Source organism: Pontibacter sp. LHS2 (assembly GCF_058932845.1).
In genome coordinates, this window is sequence record NZ_JBZYWG010000003.1 from 1 (window position 1) to 24,287 (window position 24,287).

At 47.3% G+C, this 24,287-nt stretch carries 17 protein-coding genes and 1 tRNA gene; 7 read left to right on the top strand and 11 right to left on the bottom strand.

Annotated features, from left to right (window positions below):
• Positions 1 to 524: 524 nt before the first annotated feature.
• Genes AC5FX6_RS13285 through AC5FX6_RS13300 form a run of 4 tightly spaced genes read right to left on the bottom strand, consistent with a single transcriptional unit; the run spans position 525 to position 4,872 of the window.
• Positions 525 to 1,808: an adenylosuccinate synthase gene (locus AC5FX6_RS13285; protein ID WP_493597545.1), complete on the bottom strand. Its 1,284-nt coding sequence runs from the start codon at positions 1,806 to 1,808 to the stop codon at positions 525 to 527.
• Positions 1,809 to 1,815: 7 nt separating this feature from the next.
• Positions 1,816 to 2,166: an STAS domain-containing protein gene (locus AC5FX6_RS13290; protein WP_493597546.1), complete on the bottom strand. Its 351-nt coding sequence runs from the start codon at positions 2,164 to 2,166 to the stop codon at positions 1,816 to 1,818.
• Entirely contained in the window at positions 2,138 to 2,638 is a 501-nt protein-coding gene (locus tag AC5FX6_RS13295; protein WP_493597547.1) for a Fur family transcriptional regulator, read from the bottom strand. Before AC5FX6_RS13295 ends, AC5FX6_RS13290 begins: the two co-directional genes overlap by 29 nt.
• Positions 2,639 to 2,676: 38 nt before the next feature.
• Entirely contained in the window at positions 2,677 to 4,872 is a 2,196-nt protein-coding gene (locus AC5FX6_RS13300) for a RelA/SpoT family protein (RefSeq protein WP_493597548.1), read from the bottom strand.
• Positions 4,873 to 5,169: 297 nt separating this feature from the next.
• Between AC5FX6_RS13300 and AC5FX6_RS13305 the strand changes: the two genes are divergently transcribed.
• The 4 genes from AC5FX6_RS13305 (at position 5,170) to clpX (ending at position 9,023) form a co-directional block, all read left to right on the top strand.
• Positions 5,170 to 5,251: transfer RNA gene (locus AC5FX6_RS13305), tRNA-Leu, on the top strand.
• Between the two features lie 77 nt (positions 5,252 to 5,328).
• Positions 5,329 to 6,648, top strand: a complete 1,320-nt coding sequence (gene tig / locus AC5FX6_RS13310; protein WP_493597549.1) for a trigger factor — start codon at positions 5,329 to 5,331, stop codon at positions 6,646 to 6,648.
• A 90-nt stretch (positions 6,649 to 6,738) separates the two neighbouring features.
• The gene (locus AC5FX6_RS13315) at positions 6,739 to 7,437 is read left to right on the top strand and encodes a ClpP family protease (protein WP_493598327.1); all 699 of its coding nucleotides are present in this window, start codon (positions 6,739 to 6,741) and stop codon (positions 7,435 to 7,437) included.
• Positions 7,438 to 7,799: 362 nt separating this feature from the next.
• A complete protein-coding gene (gene clpX / locus AC5FX6_RS13320; protein ID WP_493597550.1) occupies positions 7,800 to 9,023 on the top strand; it encodes an ATP-dependent Clp protease ATP-binding subunit ClpX in 1,224 nt (407 codons plus the stop codon).
• A gap of 92 nt (positions 9,024 to 9,115) precedes the next feature.
• Here clpX and lpxB read toward each other — a convergent pair whose 3' ends face one another.
• From lpxB to AC5FX6_RS13340, 4 genes are all read right to left on the bottom strand, one after another.
• Entirely contained in the window at positions 9,116 to 10,234 is a 1,119-nt protein-coding gene (gene lpxB / locus AC5FX6_RS13325; RefSeq protein WP_493597551.1) for a lipid-A-disaccharide synthase, read from the bottom strand.
• Between the two features lie 84 nt (positions 10,235 to 10,318).
• Positions 10,319 to 10,735: a 6-pyruvoyl trahydropterin synthase family protein gene (locus tag AC5FX6_RS13330; RefSeq protein ID WP_196114592.1), complete on the bottom strand. Its 417-nt coding sequence runs from the start codon at positions 10,733 to 10,735 to the stop codon at positions 10,319 to 10,321.
• On the bottom strand, positions 10,736 to 11,743 hold the full coding sequence (locus AC5FX6_RS13335) for a FecCD family ABC transporter permease (protein WP_493597552.1): 1,008 nt from the start codon (positions 11,741 to 11,743) through the stop codon (positions 10,736 to 10,738).
• Positions 11,740 to 12,612: an ABC transporter substrate-binding protein gene (locus tag AC5FX6_RS13340; protein WP_493597553.1), complete on the bottom strand. Its 873-nt coding sequence runs from the start codon at positions 12,610 to 12,612 to the stop codon at positions 11,740 to 11,742. The genes AC5FX6_RS13335 and AC5FX6_RS13340 overlap by 4 nt, the downstream gene beginning before the upstream one ends.
• 133 nt (positions 12,613 to 12,745) lie before the next feature.
• Between AC5FX6_RS13340 and rfaD the strand changes: the two genes are divergently transcribed.
• Positions 12,746 to 13,711: an ADP-glyceromanno-heptose 6-epimerase gene (gene rfaD / locus AC5FX6_RS13345; RefSeq protein WP_493597554.1), complete on the top strand. Its 966-nt coding sequence runs from the start codon at positions 12,746 to 12,748 to the stop codon at positions 13,709 to 13,711.
• A gap of 84 nt (positions 13,712 to 13,795) precedes the next feature.
• Here the strand turns inward: rfaD and AC5FX6_RS13350 are convergent, their stop codons facing one another.
• A complete protein-coding gene (locus AC5FX6_RS13350; protein WP_493597555.1) occupies positions 13,796 to 14,902 on the bottom strand; it encodes a hypothetical protein in 1,107 nt (368 codons plus the stop codon).
• Positions 14,903 to 15,377: 475 nt separating this feature from the next.
• Here AC5FX6_RS13350 and AC5FX6_RS13355 point away from each other — a divergent pair, with 475 nt between their 5' ends.
• A complete protein-coding gene (locus AC5FX6_RS13355; RefSeq protein WP_493597556.1) occupies positions 15,378 to 16,181 on the top strand; it encodes a sensor histidine kinase in 804 nt (267 codons plus the stop codon).
• On the top strand, positions 16,178 to 16,915 hold the full coding sequence (locus tag AC5FX6_RS13360) for a LytR/AlgR family response regulator transcription factor (RefSeq protein WP_493597557.1): 738 nt from the start codon (positions 16,178 to 16,180) through the stop codon (positions 16,913 to 16,915). The genes AC5FX6_RS13355 and AC5FX6_RS13360 overlap by 4 nt, the downstream gene beginning before the upstream one ends.
• Here AC5FX6_RS13360 and AC5FX6_RS13365 read toward each other — a convergent pair.
• On the bottom strand, positions 16,912 to 20,394 hold the full coding sequence (locus AC5FX6_RS13365) for a DUF8818 domain-containing protein (RefSeq protein WP_493597558.1): 3,483 nt from the start codon (positions 20,392 to 20,394) through the stop codon (positions 16,912 to 16,914). The genes AC5FX6_RS13360 and AC5FX6_RS13365 overlap by 4 nt on opposite strands.
• The gene (locus AC5FX6_RS13370; protein ID WP_493597559.1) at positions 20,391 to 24,044 is read right to left on the bottom strand and encodes a sensor histidine kinase; all 3,654 of its coding nucleotides are present in this window, start codon (positions 24,042 to 24,044) and stop codon (positions 20,391 to 20,393) included. The genes AC5FX6_RS13365 and AC5FX6_RS13370 overlap by 4 nt, the downstream gene beginning before the upstream one ends.
• Positions 24,045 to 24,287 lie beyond the last annotated feature (243 nt).

The following is a 24,287-nucleotide window of genomic DNA, read 5'->3' on the forward strand; positions in this document are numbered from 1 at the left end:
CTTTTCAGCGTCCCGCCCTTCGGCTTGCCAGCTGATGGCCGCCCTGCCGGCCGCCCTCTCACTCTCTGTTCCCCCGACCCGTTGTGCCGGGTGGGGAGTGCAAAGGTCCACAAAAAATCCGGACCCGCAAGGGGGCAATCTCAACTTTCCCTGCTGCATACCCGCGGTTCCCGCTAAGTGCCTGACCGGCAAACCGAATAGTTTTAAACTTTCTTGCCGGTTTTTGCGCCCTCCTATTGTTTAATTTGTTTTACTCCTTAATTCAAGGCATTTGTGATTGCTTTCACCTTAATTACCTCTCACTATTATAGTCTTTACTACTGGCGGCTTTGGGTTAACATCTTTTGTGCTTCCTGAAGTTCCCTCCCTATTCTACTTTTTAAGTCATCCCTTTTTCCAGACTTATATATTGAGCTACCCTTTCGGCATTTAGTTTCTGCATTTTACTTTCTCTATAAACGATCAAGAGGGCTTCACTCCTTTCGGAATGAAGCCCTCTTGATCGTTTATCTATGTAAGCCTTATTATATAACAGCTTTATCTCTTCTTAAGGTGCTTTTTCTATCAGGACCTACTGATGCAATTGTGATCGGCACATCCAAATGCTGTTCCAAGAACGTCATGTAGTTATTAAACGCCTCTGGAAGTGCTTCCACTGTATCAATCTGATTCAGATCAACTTTCCAGCCTGGCAATTCTTCATAAATAGGCTCTATGTCTCCAGTATCCAGTGAGTGCGGCAATTGATCCGTTATTTCTCCTGACGCTAACTTATAGTGTGTACATACTTTGATCGTATCAAACTCGGTCAGTACATCAGCTTTCATCATATTCAGCTGTGTCACACCATTAAGCATAATGGAATATTTGAGACTTGGAAGGTCTACCCAGCCACAACGACGCGGACGTCCAGTGGTGGATCCAAATTCATTACCAGCTTTTCTAATTTGCTCACCTACTTCATCGAGCAACTCAGTAGGAAACGGTCCGCTACCTACGCGTGTGCAGTATGCTTTGAAGATGCCATATACCTCCCCTATATGCCGTGGTGCCACGCCGAGACCAGTACAGGCACCGGCAACCAGTGTAGTTGAAGAGGTTACAAACGGATATGTACCGAAGTCCACATCAAGTAGTGATCCTTGTGCCCCTTCAGCCAGCACACGCTTGCCATTTTTCAGCGCATCATTGATCATGTACTCACTATCTACCAATTGAAGTGTTCGCAAATAGTCTACTGCGTCGAAGAAGGCTTGCTCCTGCTCTCCGAGGTCCAGGGTCTGACCATAGAACTCTACCGTTTTGCGGTGACGATCTACCAGTTTATTATACCGGTCCTGGAAATCATCTGCCAGTATATCACCGATGCGTAAGCCAACCCGACCAATCTTGTCCTGGTAAGTCGGTCCTATACCTTTCAGCGTTGAGCCAATCTTACCTGAACCAAGCGCTTCTTCTGAAACTCTATCAAGTATTTTGTGAGACGGCAGTATAAGCGATGCCTTTTTAGATATGAACAGATTCTGAGTTGCATCTACACCACGGTCCTGTAGCTTCTGCATCTCGATGCGAAACACGATTGGGTCGAGTACCACCCCATTACCAATGATGTTCTGAATATGCGAGTGAAAAATACCTGAGGGGATTTGATGAAGGACGTGCTTGGTGCCTTCGAACTCGAGTGTGTGTCCTGCATTAGGGCCTCCCTGGAAACGGGCCACAATGTCATAAGTAGGAGCTAGTACGTCAACGATTTTGCCTTTGCCTTCGTCTCCCCACTGCAGACCTATTAGTATGTCAACTGCCATTGATGAGTTAGTAAATTGATTCCTTTAAGAATTGCGCTGCGAAGTTATCATTTTCTGCGATGGTAAAAATCGCATTGAGCTTCGTAACGATCAAAAGTTTGCGAATATGGTCTGATGGCTTTATCAAAACCAGTTCTCCTCCCCTATTGCGAAACTTAGTAAGAAGCGAAACGAGCACGCCCATTCCACTACTGTCCATGAACCGGACATTGGAAAGGTCCACAGCGCACAACATTACTTTGTTTTCCACTTGCTCTTCGGCAACGGCCATCAGATGCTGGGTGTCAGGACCCGCGATCAGGTCTCCCTCCAGTCTAATGAACAGGACATCATCCTTTAGCTCTGTCTGATACTTCATGCTGTTGTTCGGTTGCTTTCTTGGCGCGGCAGTCGCCGCATACCCCATAAAGATTGAGGGAATGATGCAAGATATGAAAATTTAAAAGGTCCCCCACCATGGTCTGTATATTATGGATACGAGGGTCACAAAACTCTACCACCTTATGGCATTCTGTACAGATCACGTGGTCGTGCTGTCGGTAGCCGTACGATTTTTCGTACTGAGCCAGATTGCGTCCAAACTGGTGCTTGCTGACTAGGTCATTCTCTACCAACAGATCCAGCGTGTTGTACACAGTCGCCCGGCTCACCCGGTAGTTTTTGTTTTTCATGCTGATGTAGAGCGACTCCACATCAAAGTGTCCCGAACGGGAATATATCTCTTCCAGAATAGCGTAGCGCTCCGGCGTTTTGCGAAGCCCTTTGCTTTCCAGATAAGCTGTGAATATTTTCTTTACTTGCTCTATTCGATTTTGCTGGTCTGTCACCATGTCTTTTCTCTCTTATATATATAATAGGTATAGGGAGCTTAGTCGAATCGCTCGACTGTGAGTACACCTGTCACCTTACCCATCCGCTGGATTAGTTTGTCCAAGTGACCGGTATCATTCACAAAAACCATAATGTTCCCCTCAAAGATTCCATCATGCGAATCAATCGTGATGGAACGCATGTTTACCCGGAGGCTATTGGAGATAATGCGGGTCAGGTCATTCACCAGTCCAACGCGGTCTGTCCCTTTGATGCGTATACCTGCCAGGAAGGCCAGCTCTTTCTGATCAGTCCACTTTGCTTTGATAATACGATTGCCATAGTTGGACATCAGCTCTATGCCTTTCTTACAGTTAGTGCGATGGATCTCAATACCGTCTTCCTCTGACTCGAAGCCGAACACCTCATCACCAGGTATAGGATTACAGCACGACGCCACCTTGTAGTTCATGTTAGAGGTGTTCTCACCAATCACGAGCATGTCGGATGTCACGCCACGTATCTTCTGCACTTCCCGGTCAAATGACTTAGGCTCCAGCATAGAAGCACCTCGTTCCGCCTGGGCAGTAAAGATGACCTCCTTGATGTGTTTTATATCGATATGCCCTGTAGCAACACGGTAATACAAATCCTGTACGGATGGCACATTAAAGAATGCCAATAGCTTATTCAGGTTTGCCTGCGTTTCGGGTACCTTCAGGTAGGTCAGGCGACGCTCTAACATAACCTTGCCTTGTTCCGATTTGTTTTTACGGTCTTCGCGCAGGTACTCTTTTATGCGGGAGCGTGCCTTGGATGTCACCACATAATCGAGCCACTCTTCGTTCGGCTTTTGCTTCTGTGAGGTCAGGATCTCTACCTGGTCACCATTGCGCAACCTGAAGCTGAGCGGTACCAGTTTTTGGTTCACTTTCGCTCCTAAGCAGTGTAAGCCGATCTGGGAGTGAATCTCGAAAGCAAAGTCCAGCGCCGTAGCCCGATCTGGTAGTATGAGCAGTTCGCCTTTTGGGGTAAAGACAAATACTTCTTCTACAAACAGGTTCTTGCGGAACTCGTCCATAAACTCCAGTGCGTTGGCGGTGTTGTTTTCCAGCATATCGCGCACCTTATTGATCCAGAGTTCCAAGCCAGATTCACCGCCGCTACCATCGCTCTTGTACTTCCAATGCGCAGCATACCCGCGTTCCGCAATCTCGTCCATACGCTTAGTGCGAATCTGCACCTCAACCCACTGACCTGACTTACTCATCACAGTCGTGTGCAAGGATTCATAGCCATTGGCTTTTGGAGTATTCACCCAGTCACGCAGGCGGTCCGGATTCGGCTGGTAGAAGTCTGTTATAATAGAGTATACCTGCCAACACGCTGCCTTCTCATGCTCCAACGGCACATCCAGCGTAATGCGTATCGCAAACAAATCGTATATCTCTTCAAAAGTGATGTTCTGCTTCTTGATCTTTTTCAGGATCGAGTAGATCGACTTGGGTCTGCCTTTGATATTAAACTTGAAGCCATGGCGACGCAGCTCCTCTTCTATAGGCGTGATAAAGTCCTTGATAAATTTACCTCGGGCGGTGCGGGTCTGCCGAATCTTAGTCGAGATATCTTTATAAGTATCGGTATCGGTGTACTTCAGGTATAGATCTTCCAGTTCTGACTTGATAGCATACAGGCCCAGGCGGTGGGCCAGTGGCGCATACAGGTACATGGTCTCTGATGCGATCTTGAGCTGCTTGTGACGCGGCATGCTGTCGAGCGTACGCATATTGTGCAAGCGGTCGGCCAGTTTGATCAGGATCACCCGTACGTCATCAGACAGCGTAAGCAGCATCTTCCGGAAGTTCTCAGCCTGCTGTGAGGTACCATAATCGAAGACACCAGAGATCTTGGTCAGTCCCTCAATGATGCGGGCTACGCTAGAGCCAAACTCACGCTCGATCTCATCAACTTCCATCGCGGTATCCTCTACCACATCGTGTAGCAGGGCTGCCACAATAGAAGTAGTCCCGAGCCCGATTTCCTCTACAGCAATCTGTGCCACTGCCAGCGGGTGCAGGATATACGGTTCACCGGATTTACGGCGCATGTCTTTGTGCGCTTCAACAGAAGTATTGAATGCCTTCTTGATAATCTTGGCATCATTGTCCTTCAGGAAAGGCTTGGCGTGCCGAAGTAATCTGCGGTAGTGTCTAAGGATCTCTTTGCGTTCTGCTTCTGGATCGATCATGTTCATGCTAAAGCTAGAAAGTATAGGGTGCTCAGGCCGGGCGGGCCTGCAGCCATACTTATGCTACTATCTATAAGTATAAGTGAGGCAGTGGCGTTTTAAGTTTCAAATATACACGAATATCCGCTTTGATACACACAATGCGAAGTGAATCATGCAATTTATTGATGCTGAACGACTAAGCTCTTGGCAGCAGTTCAGCTGAGTAAAAAGCAGAAAAAATAATCACTTTTTTTGAGTGTGGCTCTTGCATTTAAAGTTAGCGTTCGTAAATTTGCACCATCATTACAAACAAGCACACATGCGGATGTGGCGAAATTGGTAGACGCACTAGACTTAGGATCTAGCGCTGCGAGGCATGGGGGTTCGAGTCCCTCCATCCGCACACAAACGAAACCCTCAACAGCCCATGTTGGGGGTTTGTTTTTACTAGATGTATCATCATTAAAATTTTTGTAAGCCTTGAATATTACATTAAATCAAACCGACGGCACTAACGCGCAACTCAAGGTAGTTCTGGCTGAGTCAGACTATGCTCCACAGGTTGATCAGCAAGTAAAAGAATTCAGCAAGAAAGCCCAGATCAAAGGCTTCAGACCTGGTAAAGTGCCTGCCGGCCTTATCAAGAAGATGTATGGCAAGAGCATACTGGTTGAGTCTATCAACAAACTTCTTCAGGAGGAGATCACTAAGTATATCAAGGATAACGATGTAAAACTGCTGGGCGAGCCGCTTCCGGAGCCAAGCCAGGACAACATTGACTGGGACAACCAGAAAGAGTTCGAATTCACGTACGCTGTTGGCCTGCTGCCTGACTTTAACCTTCCGCTTGATAAAAGCGTAGAGGGTTACACTGTAGAGCTGGACCAGACAACTGTAGACGAGGCTTACGAGAACCTGAAGCGCCAGTTTGGTAACACAACAAATCCAGAAACTTCAGCAGAAGGTGACTTTATCTACGGTGACCTGAAGCAGGTTGATGGAGAGTTCGAGTCTAAAACGCTTATCCCTACAAACCGTGTAGTAGAAGGCAAAGATCAGTTCATGGGCGTGAAAGCTGGTGACGTGATCCGTTTCGATATCCGCAAGGCATTTGGTGATGACAACAGCGCACTGGCTCACGTAACTGGCATGAGCAAAGACGTAGTAGCTGACCTGAACGGTGATTTCGAATTCACTGTAGAGAAAATCAACCGCACTGAGGCTGCTGAACTGAACCAGGAGCTATTTGACAAGCTGTTCGGTAAGGACGAAGTGAAGACGGAAGAAGAGTTCGACGCCAAGATCCGTGAAACGATCAAGGAGAACTACGACCGTGAAGCTGACAACCTGTTATATCGCAATATCATTGATACATTAGTAGACAACGTAGAGGTAGAACTTCCTAATGAGTTCTTCAAGCGTTGGCTGCAAGTGACTAACGAAGGCCGTCTGACTACGGAGCAAATCGAGGAGAACTTCGATAAGTACCTGAAGGAGCTGAAGTGGTCGATGATCAAGAACAAGGTAGTTGAAGAGAACGAGCTGAAAGTAACCAACGAAGAAGTGGTAAGCAGCACGAAAGAGAAGATGTTGGCTCAGTTCAACATGCCAGAAGTTCCAGAGGAACTGGTAGAGAGCATGAATAACTATGCGAACCAGTATCTGCAGCAGGACAATGGCCGTAACTACATTAATGAGTACGAGCAACTGCTGGCCGAGAAGGTGCTCGCTAAACTAAAAGAAAAGATGACTGTTGTAGAGAAGACAATCTCTACTGAGGACTTCAAGAACCTGTCGTAATAAGACGATTTATAATATTTAACCTAAAAAGTCCTTTATTATTTAAAGGACTTTTTTATTTTTGACCAAACCGTAAATCTAAACAAGATGATGTTTAACAAAGACGAGTTCCGGAAATTTGCCGTAAAGGGCCAGGGCATGAGCGGCCTGGGCGTAGATCAATATATTAACCATGTAGAAGGACGGGCTATGCATACCATTGAGAGTATGACGCGCTCTGTAATTGAAGAACGCCCGACGAACTTCCGTGAGATCGACGTGTTCTCGCGCCTGATCATGGACCGTATCATTTTCCTGGGCACACAGGTTGACGATTTTATCGCCAACATCATTACAGCACAGCTGTTGTTCCTGGAGTCAGCTGATGCCAAGAAAGACATCCTGCTGTACATTAACAGCCCGGGTGGCTCGGTATACGCTGGCCTTGGCATTTATGACACCATGCAATATGTAAACCCGGATGTAGCGACGATCTGTACAGGTCTGGCTGCTTCAATGGGTGCCGTATTGCTGGCAGGTGGTGCTAAGAACAAACGTTCTGCTTTGCCACACGCCCGCGTGATGATTCACCAGCCGATGGGTGGTGCGCAGGGTCAGGCTTCTGACATCGAGATCACGGCACGGGAGATCATGAAGCTTAAGAAAGAGCTTTACGAGATCCTGGCTGAGCACTCTGGCAAATCTTATCAGGAAGTGTACGATAACTCTGACCGTGACTACTGGATGAGAGCCGAGGAAGCTAAAGAGTACGGCCTGATCGATGAGGTATTGCACCGTAAGAAAGACTAAGCCTTTCAGAGTCAATATTTCATTCTGATTTTATAGCAAAACCCATACTTTACTCAGGTATGGGTTTTGCTATTTTATTTAGCAAGAAAGAATTGCACCATTATCATACGATCCTTGAAAGTTAAACTAATCGCAAATATTTATCAACAGGCATTTGTGGACAGTTTACGTATACAAATAATTGGTTTACAATACATTAGATCAAAATACAGTAATAGCAATTTTTGAATTTATGGTTACTTTTTATAACCATATCAACATTTTAGCGATTAATATACTAGCTTAGTAAGATTTCAATTTTGTACCTTTGCTTCTGTATTACACCCGCGAGGGCCAATAAAATCTTCTGAACAAACTTTTTTATGGCTGAAATTACCTGCTCATTTTGTGGCAAGAACAAAAAAGACGTATCTGTGATGATATCCGGCATCAACGCGCATATCTGCGACCGTTGTATCGGACAAGCACAGCAAATCCTGAACGAGGAGAATAAGATACGCGCCAACAGCCGCACGCCGAAGTTTAACCTGATGAAGCCAAGACAGATGAAGGAGTACCTTGATCAGTTTGTGGTAGGCCAGGACGAGGCGAAAAAGGTGATGTCAGTAGCGGTATACAACCACTACAAGCGTTTGATGCAGCGCACCAATGAAGATGATGTCGTGATCGAGAAGTCAAACATCATCATGGTAGGTGAAACAGGCACAGGTAAAACATACCTGGCCCGTATGATGGCTGGTATTCTGCAAGTGCCTTTCTGTATAGCTGATGCTACAGTATTAACAGAGGCTGGCTATGTGGGCGAAGACGTAGAGAGCATTCTGACACGCTTGCTGCAGGCAGCTGACTATAATGTGGAATCTGCAGAGCGTGGCATTGTATACATTGACGAGATCGACAAGATTGCCCGCAAGAGCGATAACCCATCTATTACGCGTGACGTGAGTGGCGAAGGTGTGCAGCAGGCTTTGCTGAAACTGCTTGAGGGTACAGTAGTAAACGTTCCACCGCAAGGAGGTCGTAAGCATCCAGAGCAGAAAATGATCACGGTGAACACGGAGAACATTCTGTTCATTTGCGGAGGTGCCTTTGTAGGTATAGACCGTCTGATCAAGAACCGTCTCAACACTCGTCCGATTGGCTTCTCTAAATCAAAGCAGGACGAATCAGAAGAAAAAGAGAACTTTCTAAGATACCTGACGGCGCAGGACCTGAAAAACTTCGGACTTATACCTGAGTTGATCGGTCGTCTGCCAGTGCTCACGCACCTGAACCCGCTTGATAAAGACACGCTTCGTCTGATTCTGCTTGAGCCTAAGAACTCCATCGTGAAGCAGTACAAGCGTTTGTTCGAGATGGAGAATATCAGCCTCAGTTTTGATGACGATGCACTAGACTACATTGTAGAGAAAGCAGCAGAATATAAGCTCGGCGCCCGTGGTTTGCGTTCTATTTGCGAAGGTATTATGACAGATGCCATGTTTGAGCTGCCGTCTGAAGAAGGCGCCAAAGAACTAGTGATTACGGGTGAGTATGCCCGCGACAAGTTTGACAAATCCCCCTTGAAGCAACTACGTGTTGCCTAAGGTATAGCAAGATAAAAAGAGAAGGCCTCAGCTGAATACAGCTGAGGCCTTCTCTTTTTTAGGTATAGCACAACTGAGTGTGCTGTTGTCTTTTATACTTTCTCTTTCATGTAACCCACCATCAGTTCAGCGGCACGCTCAGCGGTGCGGTGCTCCCCTATTTTCTGCTTAACAAGCGCATACCCATCTTTCTGTTTCTGGATCGCATACTTATCAAATAAAATGCTTTTCAGCTCGGCTACGATCTTTTTGGCCGTAAAGTCATCCTGAATAAGCTCTGTCACTATTGGTCTGTCAGCAATCAGGTTGACGAGTGAAATATAAGGCACTTTGATAACACGCTTGCCAATGGCATAGGAAATAGTGCTGGTCTTGTAGCAAACCACCTGTGGTACATCAAATAGGGCGGTTTCGAGGGTGGCTGTGCCAGACGTCACAAGCGCAGCCTTCGCATGTGCTAGCAGGTCATAGGTCTGATCGTAAATGATCTTGATATTCGGGTCTTTGTTGTACTGCTCGTAATACTCCTTGGAGAAATTGGAAACGCCGGCTACGATAAACTGATAGTCGCGGAAGGAAGGCAGCACACTGAGCATGACCTCCAACATGTTTTCGATCTCCTGCTTACGGCTACCAGGCAGTAATGCTATGATGGGCTTGTTATTCTGAATATGGTTCCGGACTCTGAAATCAGACGACACCACATGATCATTTACTGAGTCAGCTACCGGATTACCGATGTAGTCTACTTTATAATCAAAACGGCCGTAGAATTCCTCCTCAAACGGCATGATAACGAACATGCGGTCCACGAGGCGCTTGATCTTGTGTACACGTCCCTGGTTCCAGGCCCAGATCTTGGGGGAGATGTAATAGAAAACTTTAATGCCGTGCTCTTTCGCAAACTTGGCAATGCGCATGTTAAAGCCAGCATAGTCAACCAGGATAATCACATCCGGTTTAAAGGCCGTGATATCCTCTTTGCACTCGCGTAAAAAGCCTAGAATTTTAAAGAAATTAGTGGCAGCCTCTGCAAAGCCCATAAAGGCCATTTCCTGGTAGTGTTTGACCAGGTGCATGCCAGCTTCCTGCATCATATCGCCTCCCCACCCTCTTATGTCAGCCTCCGGGTCTTGTTTCCGTAGCTGCTTAATAAGGTTAGAAGCGTGCAGATCGCCTGAGCGTTCGCCGGCTATAATGTAATATTTCATCTAATGTGTATGCGTTTGGGGCTGCCTGACAAGGCAGAAACGAAGAAAGCAATCGAATAGGTATAGCCAAAAGGCTATGATTGCTTATTCGCCAAAATACTCTACGTAGTTGCGTGGAGTTTCATATAATTTGAGGCTATGTAGCTTGGCCTGAGAAATTTCGGCGATTTTGGGCTCCAGAATTTTCCAGAATTCCACTACCAGGTTCTCTGTGCTGGCCAGCTTGTCTTCCATGAAAGCCACATCGAGGTTCAGGTTCTTATGGTCTACCTTCTCGATAATATGCTTGCGGATAAGCGTGCTCAGCTTTTTAAGGTCAATCACGAAACCAGTGTCCGGGTCCGGCTTTCCTTTTACGGTCACGATCAGCTCATAATTGTGCCCATGCCAATTGGTATTCGCACACGGCCCGAAAACCTCCTTATTCTTTGCCAACGACCAGTTCGGGTTGTGCAGCTTGTGGGCTGCATTGAAATGCTCTAATCTGCTTACGTAAATCATTTAACTGCTAAACTTATAATTCTTTTGGGACAGCAAATATACGAAGAAAGGAACACCAAAGAACGATGTAATGATTCCAATTGGCAGGCCGGCCGGCGGATATAAAATACGGGACAAAAGATCGCAGAGGAGCATGAACAAACCACCCACAAAAGCACAGAAAAGCAGATTGCTTCTGCCGGTCGCGCCCATCAGTCCACGGGTAACGTGCGGAATGATCAGCCCTACAAATCCAATCGGCCCGGAAGTAGCCACAGCAAAGCCTGTTACTATTGAAACAGTACCTAGAATGGCCCAACGGGTTTGCGCTACGTTCACCCCCAAAGCCTGTGCCCGGTCAGCACCGAGCAACAGAATGTTGAGCTGCTTCTGCAGGAAAGCAAAGAGTAAAAGCGCTACAAGCAGTGCTGTAGCCGGGTATGGCAACAAAGACCAGCTGGCTCTCTCAAAGCTTCCCATCGACCAGAATATCACAGACTTGAGTTTGCCTTCGGAGTCAGACAGAAAAGTAAGCAGGCCTACTATAGCTGTCACCAGTGAGCTAATGGCTATACCTGCCAACAGCAACTGCGCAGGTATAAGCTGTCGCTTTCGGTATCCTAGTACCACTACCACCAGCGTCACAACGAAGGCTCCCATTAGGGCAAATACAGGCGGCATGTAAAAACCTCCGATGGATATTTCAATAAAGCCAAAGAACACGATCACCGCACCCAAAGAGGCACCCGAAGCTGTCCCCAAGAGGTATGGGTCAGCCAGCCCATTGTTGACCATGGCTTGCATGAGATAGCCGCAAAAAGCCAGTGAAGCCCCTACTACCAGCGCCAGCAAGAGCCTGGGCAGACGAAGATGCGTAATGGCAAAGTGGGTGGTATTATCAGGATCATACTGGAAGAAGGCAGACCAGATGGTAGCCAGGTCTACCTCAAATGTACCCACCTGCAGCCCGAGCACCAGCGCTACCAGAATCAGCAGAATAGCCCCTGCAAAGTATAAGACCCTGCTCATGGGTATAAGAAACTTTCAAGTTCACGGATCGACTCTACTACCCGGGGGCTCGGCCGCTCGATCAAATTACCTGTGGGCGCATAGATGCGTTTATTCTGGTAAGCGGCAATCTTGCGCAGCTCCGGGTATAGACTGAAGAACTCCCGCTCCAGTCGCTCTGTGCTTCCGCCCAATAACACATCCGGGTTCAGTTTGAGAATGTACTCTCGGGTCAGAGCCGGATAAGGCTGATCAAAAACCTGCTGCAACGCATTCTGGGCTCCAAGTATCCGCAACTGGTCTGTCAGGATCGTGTTCTGTCCATACACATAAATAGGGTCACTCCAGGTAATGGTCAGCACCCGTTGCTGGTTCTGCTGTCCGCTATACTTGCGCTCAATCTCCTGCACTTGTTGCCGAAGTGAGTCTGCCAGATGATTTGCCCGTTGCTCACGGCCCATGATGCGGCCGATATCCTCTATACCCTTCAGGATATCCTCTACGCTCCGGTATTTCTGGTAATACACTGGTATACCTAGTTCCTCCAGTCGGGCTGCCATATCCAGGGGAGTTATACCTTCTACTGTAAAGATCAGATCAGGCTTAAGGGCCAGCACCTGCTCTAAATCAACCGGATAATTGTTGACGACAGGCTTGCTGTATACCTCCGCCGGATAGTCGCACTGGGGTGTGCGTCCAACTATAGAAGCGGTATCGCAAATGGCAAAGAGCATCTCCGTCATGGAGGAAGCAAAGGCCATCACGCGTTCCGGTTGTCTCTCTAATTTTATCTCACGTCCCAGGTCATCCTGCAGCACCAGCTCCTCCCCTGCCTTTTCTTTTTTTTCGGCGCTGCAAGCACAGCAAAATAGGAGCAGGCATACTGCCAAAAACTTGTTCAGGTATGGATACAAGGTATAGATCGGTTTCTGATTGAAGGAGCAACAGGGCAGTGTGCGCTTCGGCTCCGTTTATTTTCGTAAATTTAACGCAATATAACTTTACAGCCTATAAATCTGAATTATGATCGTTGTAACTGGTGCTGCCGGCTTTATTGCGAGTTGCCTTGTGAGCAGGCTCAACGCAGCTAATTTTAATGATATCGTGGTGGTAGACAACTTCTCTGTCGCCAAAAAAGAAGGGAACCTAAAAGGTAAAAAAATAAAAGAGTTTGTAGACCGCGACGGTTTCATGGAGTGGCTCGAGAAAAACTACGAAGAGGTAGAGTTCATTTTCCACCTGGGAGCACGCACCGATACCACCGAGTTCAACAAGGATGTGTTTGACCTGCTCAACCTGAACTACTCCAAGCAGGTATGGAACGCCTGCTGCGAGTATCAGATTCCGTTGGTATACGCTTCCTCTGCGGCTACTTACGGCTCCGGCACTTTGGGTTATGACGATGAAGAAGCGACCATCCCACTGCTGCAGCCGCTTAACCCCTACGGTGACTCCAAAAATGACTTCGACAAATGGGCACTGGAGCAGACGGCAAAGCCTTTCTTCTGGGCAGGTCTGAAGTTCTTCAATGTTTACGGACCTAACGAGTACCACAAAGGCAAGATGGCTTCCGTTATTTTTCATGCCTACAACCAGATCAAGGAAAAAGGCAGTATGAAGCTTTTCCGCTCCCACCACCCGGACTTTGCCGATGGTGAGCAGATGCGTGACTTTGTATATGTGAAGGATGTAGTGGAGGTATGCATGTTCCTGATGCAGCATCGCAAAAACTCCGGCATTTATAATTTGGGGTCCGGTAAGGCCCGCACTTTTATGGCGCTAGCCCTCAACACATTCGACGCCATGGGTGTAGAACCTAACATCGACTTTATGGATACGCCGGAGAACTTGCGCGACAACTATCAGTATTTCACAGAAGCAAACATGAGTAAACTGCGCTCTATTGGTTACGATCGGGAGTTCTATACCTTGGAAGAAGGTGTGAGAGACTATGTGCAGAATTACCTGATGGAGGGGAGATACTATTAATAGCTACGCCATAAACTAGCAGGTATAGCAAGGCCCCGCTTATGATTTCATAGGCGGGGCCTTGCTTTTAAATGACTTCTTCTATTACTTCTTTTCCTCTTTATAAGTCAGTAAATGTTCTGTCGCTTTGCTGAACAAACCAGACTGCGTGCCGATGTATACCTTATTTCCTGCCTTAGCGATAGAGGTGATATAATGCCCTTCCAGACCAGTATTGTCTAGCTCTTTTATAATCAGTTTGTCTATACCTAACTCAATTGTGAAGATCTGGCTGTAATAACTGGCCAACAAGGTGTCATCGCTGATGGCATAGTATGAAAGCCTGCCCGGTGCATCAGTTAGCTGAGCATCCAACGACCAAGTCTGGTCAGATATCGATCGCATTAAACTGACTGTTCGCGTTTTCCAATTACTAACGATGCTATAGATACTGCCCTTGTGCTCAAATGTGGTGATCCCTACTTCTGCTGGCATTTGAAAGTCAAGCCCGCCTTCTTCCGTAATCTTATAAAAGCCCCAATCCGTCCCCACGTAAAAGTTATTGCCGTGCGATCGCATGTGCAGCACTTTCCCCCCTACTTCAGCTGGTGTCAGAATGAGCGTTTTTTCAAGCACAATTTCGTCGTCACCAAAATAGTTCTCCTCAACTGCTGATCTCACTAAAAGATACCGCAGGCTGTGTCTTCCAGTTTCCTCATTAAGGTAGGTATAAGGCACCAACGCTGCATGATTATCTGAAATGGCAAAACTTTCATTCAGATTCATCGCCGCCAAACTAAATCCCCTAAACTGCGGATCAATTTTGGCTACGTCTATAACAAGAATTCCTTCAGGTCTCAGCGGGTTATTTATACATTTGAGATACAGGTAATTCCCCTCAGTGCCGCCAAATATTCTGGAGCTTATTGGGTGCTTGTGGTGCGATACATTTTTGAAATAATGCGGATAATGAATTACTTGTTCCTGTGCCCCTACCAGTGACATAGTCGAGAGCATGTTCACTCCTAGTACATGAAGTTTGTCATTTGTACCATGAATGTTGGCGATGTACCGATTGTTGTACAGAAACTGATCGTGCACCTCCCAGGCAATAACGGGATCGACCTCTTCCAGCTCTTTTTTACAGGAAGAAAACAGAAAGGGTAAGCAGAGTAAAGGCAAGAGGTACTTGTTAGTGACAAGCTGTTTCATTGAAAGTAGAAGGTATTCTTAGGAACTGTAATTACTGTAGGTCAAAGGCAGGTGTAGGTAGGTCTACAGGTTATCCCATATAGACCTACACTATTCTAATTCAACCAACCTATACTAAAGATAGAAATAACTATATAATAAGCAAAGAATATTACACGAACAGACATTTGCTGTAGACGAATCGTGTTGCGTGTTAACAAAGTAATGCGTTGTTTTAAGGATGCTTAAAAGCTCCTCATATCGATTCCTATTATACCATTTGCTAGCTTGGGCTGTCTTCATTTTTTATGAAGTTTCACTCGTTACACTCATCAATCCCAACACAACTGCCTTGTGGGAGTGGGTGATCTGGTATTGCCTGAATATTGGTCTGTTTTATTTTTTCGCACATGTTGTATTGCGCAATACCCTTAGGTACAATAGGCTTCTGCTATTACTGGCTTTAGTTCCTGCTATTATAGGTGCCTATCTCCTCATGCAATTTGGCATAGAAAAGCTGGTCAATCCATTTCGTGATATTCCCCGGGAATTTAATCCTGACAAGATATGGTATCTTCGTGCTACCTGGCGTTGCTTTTATTTCCTGAGTTTCAGCACAGCTTACTGGTTTTTACGTCAGACTATCAAAAACCAGAAACGCATCAATCAGATGGAGTTTGAGCGTCTGCAAGCTGAGCGGGAAAAAGCTGAACTTGAAAAAGGGTTAATTCGGTCTCAAAACGCCCTACTGCAAGCTCAGATCAGCCCCCACCTGCTTTTTAACACGCTCAACTTTATTTACAATTCCGTGCAGGATGTGTCGCCGAAGGCTTCAGAAGGCGTACTGTTGCTTTCAGAAGTGATGCACTACGCTTTGCAACGGGTACACGAAGACGGAAAAACTGATCTACAACACGAGGTAGAGCACATCGAAAAATACATTGCCTTGAACCAGTTGCGCTTTAGCTACCCGCTCCATCTGCAAATGAAGTGCAGTGGCAGGCTGCAGGGCAAAATTCCGCCACTGCTTCTGCTCACTTTTGTAGAGAATACCTTTAAGCACGGGGACCTTACCGACCCAAGCCAGGCAGCCTGCATTTCGGTATCACATTATGAGGACCAGTTGCACTTCAGCACCAGCAACAAAAAGCGCAAGCACCATGGCGGTCGTGGGTATGGCATTGGCATACAGAATGCCAAGACCCGTCTGAGTGAGTATTATGATGAACATGAGTATAACCTGACCATAGACGAAGACGAACAACGTCACGCTGTGCACCTTAAAATAAAATTGACATGATCACATGCTATGTAGTAGACGATGAGCGCCATGCGCTTGAGGTGCTATCCAGGTATATACAGAACACACCCGGCCTTCAGTTGATAGGGGCTGAAGAAAACCCATTGCTAGCCCTTGATGCCATCGCTTCAGGACAGTTGATAGCTGACATCACTTTTCTGGATGTAGACATGCCGCAGCTCTCCGGTGTAGACCTGGCCGGGCTGATCAACAGTCACACCACCGTAGTTTTCACTACTGCCTATCCGGACTACGCTTACCAGGCATTTGAAAAGAATGCGATCGATTTTTTGCTCAAGCCTATTTCGTATGAGCGCTTTCTTAAGGCCGTTTCGAAAGTAAAGGAAAGCCTGCAACCAAAGCAAGCTATACCTGCTGTAGAGCAGCATGACGGCTACTTTTTCATCAAAACCGATGTAAAGGGAAAGTTTGTGCGCGTGAATTTTGAAGAGATAAGTTATGTGGAAGCCATGCAAAACTATGTGCGCATCCAGACTGCTACTGAGAAGCTGACTACTTATCTGAGCATGAAAGAAGTGGAAGAACACCTGCCCGCTGCCGATTTCGCCAGGGTACATAAGTCCTTCATCGTGCACCTGCCCAAAGTCAAGACAGTAGAAGGAAATCAGATCGTGCTGAATAATGGTAGCATAGTGCCTATGGGTTCAAGCTACCGTACTGTATTGCTAGATATGATCAATGCCAAGCTCCTGAAAAGCAAGCGGGTAAATTAGAATAGCACAGAAACCTGTGTGCGACCGGTATGCACTGCCCCCACGCTATTGGCTTTGCGACCATCATAGTTAAGCGAGATATTGAGACCATTGCTCAGGCGCTGCTGCACATTAAAGGACCAGGTGAGGTTATTGCCGGGACGCAGGGCGTTGAGTATTTCATACCCCACATAGGAATTCATATCACCGTCAAATTCGATATTCACCCAACGAACAAGGCCTGAAACGGTACGCTTACTTACTTGACTCAACTTTGTTTCCAAGCCCAGTTCGTGAAAAGTAGCCTGCTGCTCGGCATCGGCTGGAGATAGTTTGTCTTCACGAAGAGCCAATTGGTAAGTGCCCGTAAATCGCAGCTTGGCATTAGGCTGGTAAGCCAGTTCCGGCGTAAGTTCCTGCGACACAATACTGAAGTTCTTTGAGGTCAGGAAATTAGAGCGGTTATCACGCACGTTCTGGGCGAGGCTGACTTTTGAGCTCAGCACTTCGTTCAGGTTCAGACGGGCAATCAGTTGGTGATTACCCACACTGCGGGTTTCGGTACCGTTTGCCAGCAACGACTTCTGCTGATTTTGCTGCACGGTATACTCCAAGCCATACTTTGGGTTGCTGCGATTAAAGTATAGCGTGTTACGAAGCGACTTTATCAGTGAAATCAAAAACTCATCTTCAAAGTTTTCACTGAATGGATTGAATCGGTTCATCACCTCATCATCTGTCGTCTTCTTGTCGATGCTTACAAAGCTGAGGGCTGAGAACTTAGCCATAAAGCCTTTGAAGCCTTCGGCGCTGCGCCAACTACGGGGCACGTTGCTGTTCAGGCGATAAGTGAAGCGGTTGGTGTAGGCATTGATATACTCATCCGTTGGCAGAAATACTTTAATGAAACGACGCTGGTCCACTGTCTGGGCCTCCAGGTAATCGTTGAGGTCGTTGGGGTTTCCACCTTCCCGGAGGTAGTGTGTGCCCTGCCCCGGCATAGTCTCTCTGAACACGAAGATACGCTTCAACTCACGTCCTGTACCCACCGAATAGCTCATCTCAGAACGGAAACTGCCATCCAGAAAAGAAGTGTTCCAGTCGATGCGTGACTGTACAGTCTCTTCGTCCTGTCCCTGCTCAAGTTTCAGGTTGCGGTAAGTCGCTTGCAGGGCAATGTCGCTGTCGCGGCCATACCTGCGCTGGAGCATGGCATTGTAGGTCTGTCCTACTTCCGGCGCCCCCATCTCCCCTATTGCCGTCGGCCGTAGGTCGGTGCGGTAGCTATAATCTACCCGAAATCGGGTTTTGGCCGTGTCAGGGCACTCCACAAAAAACAGATGCTCATCGAAATACATGGCGGAGCCTGTCACTGAATCGCTGCCGATGGCCGTGAGTGTGTTTTTGTCGAAGCGGTATAGGTAGCCGGGCTCGATTTTACCCAGCCTATACCTGGCACCCACATCCCCCCTATACCATTCCGATTCCCGGGTAGCCTGGTCGCTATGCAGCATGAAGAAACTGTTGCGCAGTTCCAGTTTGCCAAACTCACGGTTTAGGTCCAGCTGGTGCTGCGTACCGTCAACCTGCTGCTGCCGGTAGCGACGGCTAATGCGGTAGTTCACCAGGTTTTGCGGATCCTGAACTGCCCCTACCGAAAAGTTGAAAATATGGTCTTCTGCTTTCTGATTCGGATTGTCAAGACTCCAGTCACGGTCAAACTCAATAGGTCTATACCTGTCAATTGGCTCAAAATTCACGTCAGTATACTCGTAGTTGAGCGTACTATTCAAACGGTATTTGCCCAGGAAAGAAAGCTGCCGGTCCTGTACAGCATAGCCCACCCGCATGGCGGCACCGTTGTCGTCCATGGCATCGAGGCGGGAGAAGCGGTTCAGGTCATTTTGTGAAGCAGCCCCTTCCAGAAAGAAGTTAACCCCCTTCTGCAACTCATAGTTACCACCCAGCGTGATCAGCTGTTTTTTGCGGGGCGTGGGCAGAATGCGCACAGGAGCATAATTTCCCTGCGGCACACCATTGACCGGCATCACCCAGCGGTATACCCTGCCGTTCACCGCATTGTTGGCAGCCACATAATTGCCCTGGTTAGCCCCGACGTCCGAAAACCGTACATTATACAGGGCAGAATCCGGGTTGCTGGAGAAAACATATACCTGCTGAGGCATACCATTCACCATGGTATCTCGCAAGGCATAAAGTACCTGTGCCGGGTCAAAAGGCACCTGTGTTGCGCCCGAAGTAACGGCCATATTCAAGCTATCGCCTATACCTGCTAGCAGGCGTTTTTCGTCGTCACGCAGGTCGAGGTGCAGCAGGTTGTTCGGATTGTCTGCTTCGTTGTAATAGTTCGCGTATACCTGCACTTTGCCCAGTTGCTGGTAGTGACTCGCATGGTAGATGCTACGGCTGTAGTTCAGATCGGAGTACTCGAAGTCTACCCGAATACGGGAATTCTTAGTGATCACATGGCGTGTTGTAAAGGTGATTTCCGCCTGGTTGTAGTCTATCACATAATCAAAGTCGAAGCCACGGGTCAGCAGCCGGCCGTCCAGGAACACGCGCTCTGAATTAGCGAGTACAATGATGAAGCGTTCGTTGTTCGGCCCGCGCAACCGGTAAGGTCCCTGCACCCCTTCGAGCGCCTCTACGGTCTGCGAAGCAAACTTGCCTTTCGACACAGAAGCTGCCACCGTGGTAGTACCCAGTTTATCAGGTGATTTGCCAAAGGTAGTTTCGAAAGCACCTCCCTGCACATTTTTATAAAACTGCATGAAGTAAGACGGCTTACTGCGCAGCACTACATCCCCAGCCGATAGCTGCCATTGCTTGTGCTTCAGGGTGATGTAAACCCGGTCAAACTCGTTTAGCTGTTGCGTATTCCCCTCCGGTTGAAAAGGTATATTCTGATCGGTGATGGCCGCTGTAATACTGATATCATCAGTCAGTTTGCCGTCAAGCTGCAGATTGAGTGCCGAGTTTACAAACACGTTCTGCGTGTTACCAAAGGAAATACCGCGTGAGATACTACCTGTTTTGTTAAGTCCGGGAGTTTTAAAGATTTCTTCCCGCTGGGCAAAGTCCTCTTTGTAGAAATCCCGTGGCGACTGACTACGGTCCAGCTTCATGATGTCGCGGCGAAAAGCGGGTTTGGCCAAACTCAATGGCAAAGTTCTGTAGCAAACCAGTACCGAATCAGGTATAGGCACCATGCTTCCCAGCGTATCTATGATCTGGTAAGTAGGCGCCGGAAACTCGGTTAACTTAAACTCGTGGGTATAGTAGTTATATTCGTATTTGATCTGGTCTTTGCGAGGCCCTACAAATGTGATGGTATTGACGTCGATTGTTAGTGTATCGAGTTGCTGGGGGTAGTCAGTCAGGTATAGCCACTTGCAGTGACGGTTGTTCACAGGTGCCTGGGCCAGCGCAGGCAGGCTCAGCAGCAATAGCAGAATACCGGTGATCAACCCTCGAATCATGCGGTGGCCAACGGTAAAGAAATGTAAAACGTCGTCCCCTCTCCCTCTTCTGTCACAAACCAAATGCGACCTCCTGCGTTTTCAATTCCTTTTTTGGCTACGGCTAAGCCTATACCTGAGCCCGTGTACTTTGTACTGAAGTTAGGTATAAATACTTTCTGCTGAATGTCGGCAGGTATTCCACTCCCGTTATCGGCTATGGCTATGAGTGCCGTGTTATCTGGCTCTACTTTCAGATCGATCCTGATCACTGGCTTTTTCTCGCCAGGCACTGCCTGTATCGCATTCAGCAGCAAATTGTTGAAAGTTCGCACCATCAGCGCCTCGTCGGCCATGACCATCACCGGCTCTTCAGGTATACGTAACTTTGTCTTCACCGAAGCCGGATTGGTGTGCAGGTCAGCGGCTTTGTGCAAGGCAGCTCCCAGGTCCATCAGTTCAGCCTTGGGCTCCGGCATCGAAGTGAAGTTAGAGAAGGAAGTGGCGATATCGCTGAGGATGTTAATCTGTGTGATCAAGGTATGCGAGATCTTGTTGATCATTTGCTCCGTATTCGGATTCTTGTCCGCAATCGCCTTCTGTAGGTATTGCAAAGAAAGCTTCATAGGAGTAAGCGGATTTTTGATCTCGTGCGCCACTTGCCTTGCCATCTCCCGCCAGGCTGCTTCTTTTTCGCGCATTGCCAACTCCACTTTGTTCTGCTCCAGTGTGAGTAGCATGCGGTTATATTCGTTCACCAGCATCCCGATCTCATCAGCCCCTTCGTAAGCCAGCATCTCGTTCTTACCTGTCAGGGAAGTGTGCTTCAGCTTGTCGGCCAGCATGCGCAGCGGCACTGTCAGGGCTCTGGAAGCAAAGAAGGTCAGAATGATAAACATGATGAACATCACAGTGAAAATGTTCATCGTAGTAGTGATCAGTTCGATTAGCTTCAGATCGAGTTGACGCTCAGAGTCGAAGAAAGGTATACCGATAAAACCCAACAGTTTATCTGGATCATTGTCAGGACGCAATGGCAGGTATAGCGCATTGAAACTCAGATTGCCTGCATGCTCATCAAGCAGGACACGCAGTGCCTGTCGCTCCGAAATGGCGGCAAATGCATGCGGGTTCATCAGCTTAGAAAGCAAACCAGATTCAAAAATGAGTGGTTGACTTGTCACGAGTAGTCGTCCATTCCGGTCATACAGACTGACATCAGCTTCTGATAGCGCTGCAATGGAAGCAACGCGTCGTAGCAACCGGTTCCGGTCAGGCAGCACTTCCAGTGTAGTCGGTCTGCTCAAATGGTCCTGTATGGCCTCCCCCTTTTTTTCATAAGAGGACAGCAAGTCCTTTTTGTAAGAAGCCGTTACCAAACTGGCTGTCACGATGCTTACCAGCATCAACGGGAGCAGAATACCGAAATTCAGGAAAAGCTGGATTTTGGTACTGAAGTTAGGCTTAAACTCACGTAATCTCTCCCTATTCAGCAGTATGTAAAGCAAAGCGAGTACAACCAGGCAACCGGTAAAGTATAGGAACAGAAAAGAGAAATTAGAAAGCACTTCCCGGGCGCCATACTTGCTTGTGGTGATAATCACACTAGGGCCTTCATCCGTCCTGACACCTAAATGGTGAAAGCCTTCTTCTGTAGCGCCTTGTTTATACAGTTCACTCTTTTTCAGCTGGCTCCTGTCAAAATTAGTAGCATAATCAAACTCGCCTTCGCTGTAAGTTAGCCGACCGTTTTCATAGATACCATAGCTTAATATGTCTGCTCTGAAAGGCTGCTGGTGCTGCTGTCCGGCCAGGAGTTCAGGCACCAGACTATTCGGCAGCAATTCTTTTAAACTCAGTTGAAGTACGATCGTGCCATACAACTGTGTGCCCAACGGCACTTCAATTAGCTTCAGATAAAAACGGGTATGCGGACGAGCCGGATCGTTCACCAGGTATAGGTTCTCATACTCTGTGCGGTTCTGAGCAGTCGCATATTTCTGTCTTAGTTCTTCCAGTGTAGCAGCTGTTGTATCAGCACTCTCCAGTGTCCGGCCTTCGCTGTCAAACAGCAGGATGTTGGCTTCATACTTATCGAAATAATCGGGCAGGAACTGGCGGGAAATCTTTCGCTTTATAAAAAAGGCATCCACATACGGCCCTTTCATTTTGGACTGTATCAACACATCTTCAGATACCCGTACGGCTACATCTTCTTCGAGCAGGTACTCAGCCAGCACATCATTGCCCTGCATCAGGTCAAATGCGAACTTCTGCTTATACGCCAGTAACTCACTTTGGAAATGTGTATAAAGAGAAGCCGCTCCTGTCAATCCGCTCATAGCTATAATCAGGAAGAAGAAGAGATAGGTACGGTAGGGCAAGCTGATTGCCTGTCGGTGTTGTGCGGCCAGCAGTACGATAATCCAGAAACCTACCCCAATTAAAATGACAGGGACCCAGCGCATGTCCAGCACGAGCGCCAGCAAAACGAGCAGTACCGCTATACCTAGCAAGATCTTATAAGGCCACCAACCTGTCGACTTACGAAGCAATACATTCGCAACAGAAGCCAGCATGTAGCTAAACAAACCAAGAGCCACCGTATGTAAGAACATCAGGCTAAACATGACGATCTTGTACCGCTCTAGCTTTATGGATTGGTTAATGTCGAGCGCTAATGGGGAATTGTGGTAAATACCGTAATAGAAACGGAATAGAATGGCTAAAAGCACAAAGAAGCCTAGCATGGCAATTCCAAGTACTAGTTTGCTCTTCTCTGGTGAATAAGCTTTGATTAAAGTAAGCGTTTCATTCTTATGAAACAGGTAGTAGGCGGCCCAGGCAACTGTCACCAAGAGCAACACATTTAGAGCCAAGTCACCTACCGACGGAGACCAAAAAGACGCCGCATAGAGTCGTGGGTCAAACAGTTCGGTTTCAACAATGAGAAACGGGAGGTTTAGAAACAAAAGTGCAAACCGGAAGCCAACCAGTAACATCAGTAGTACAACTATACCTTGCGTATAGCGCTGTCGCTTCAAAAAGAACCTGCTTAATGTTATGCTAAACCAGACAAACAGGACAGCTCCCAATGTGAGCAATATCAATTGCAAGTCATCATAGCCTGCATCAATACGCTCAGCTCCAAAATCTACTGCGAATAGAAACTCCCCGTATTTGGTCTTCACCTGCGGCAACTGTCCCGGGTTCTCGAGCACCAGTCGCACATCTGCTTTGCCGAAAATACTCTTCTGTAATCCGGATGACAGGAAGTCATTGGTTATTCCATAATCAATCTGCAGGGGGATATAGGTAAAAATCTGATAATCATCCACCTGATGTGGCATCACTACAAATGTGCCGTAACTATTGCGAATCGTGGAGGTTTGACGGGCCGTAGGTGGCAGATCCAAATCTGGTATGACTGTGTGATCAGACCAGAAAACCAGTCGGCCATATTTGTAAACAAAAGTGGGGTAATGCGTCTTGGAAAGCAGCTTAGAAAAACTCACCTGCTCTTTGTGAAGCTGATCGCTAAGCTGTTGTACCTCCTGATGTGCATCATCCAGTAAAGCTTGAACCCGCTCGGTGATATGCTGTTGAGTTTGTTCCCGATCAGCTTGCAGCCAAGAAGGAGGAACCTTATAATGCAAAAAAGCTGTCGCCATAAAGCACAGCACAGCAAGGGCAAATAAGATTATTGGCGCAATATTCCGGTTCAAAGCAGCATGGATTATCCACGAATTTAAGCAATTCGTGTTATAAGAGCATGACCTATAGGCAGCTAAAATGAAAGTAACAGCACCAGATCATGTTTAATTCCGGAATTATCAGCTATTCCGGTATTCACCCGGCTCAAATTTCACACCAAAATAAGGAAGTATCTAAAAAAATAAACCACATAAAGGATG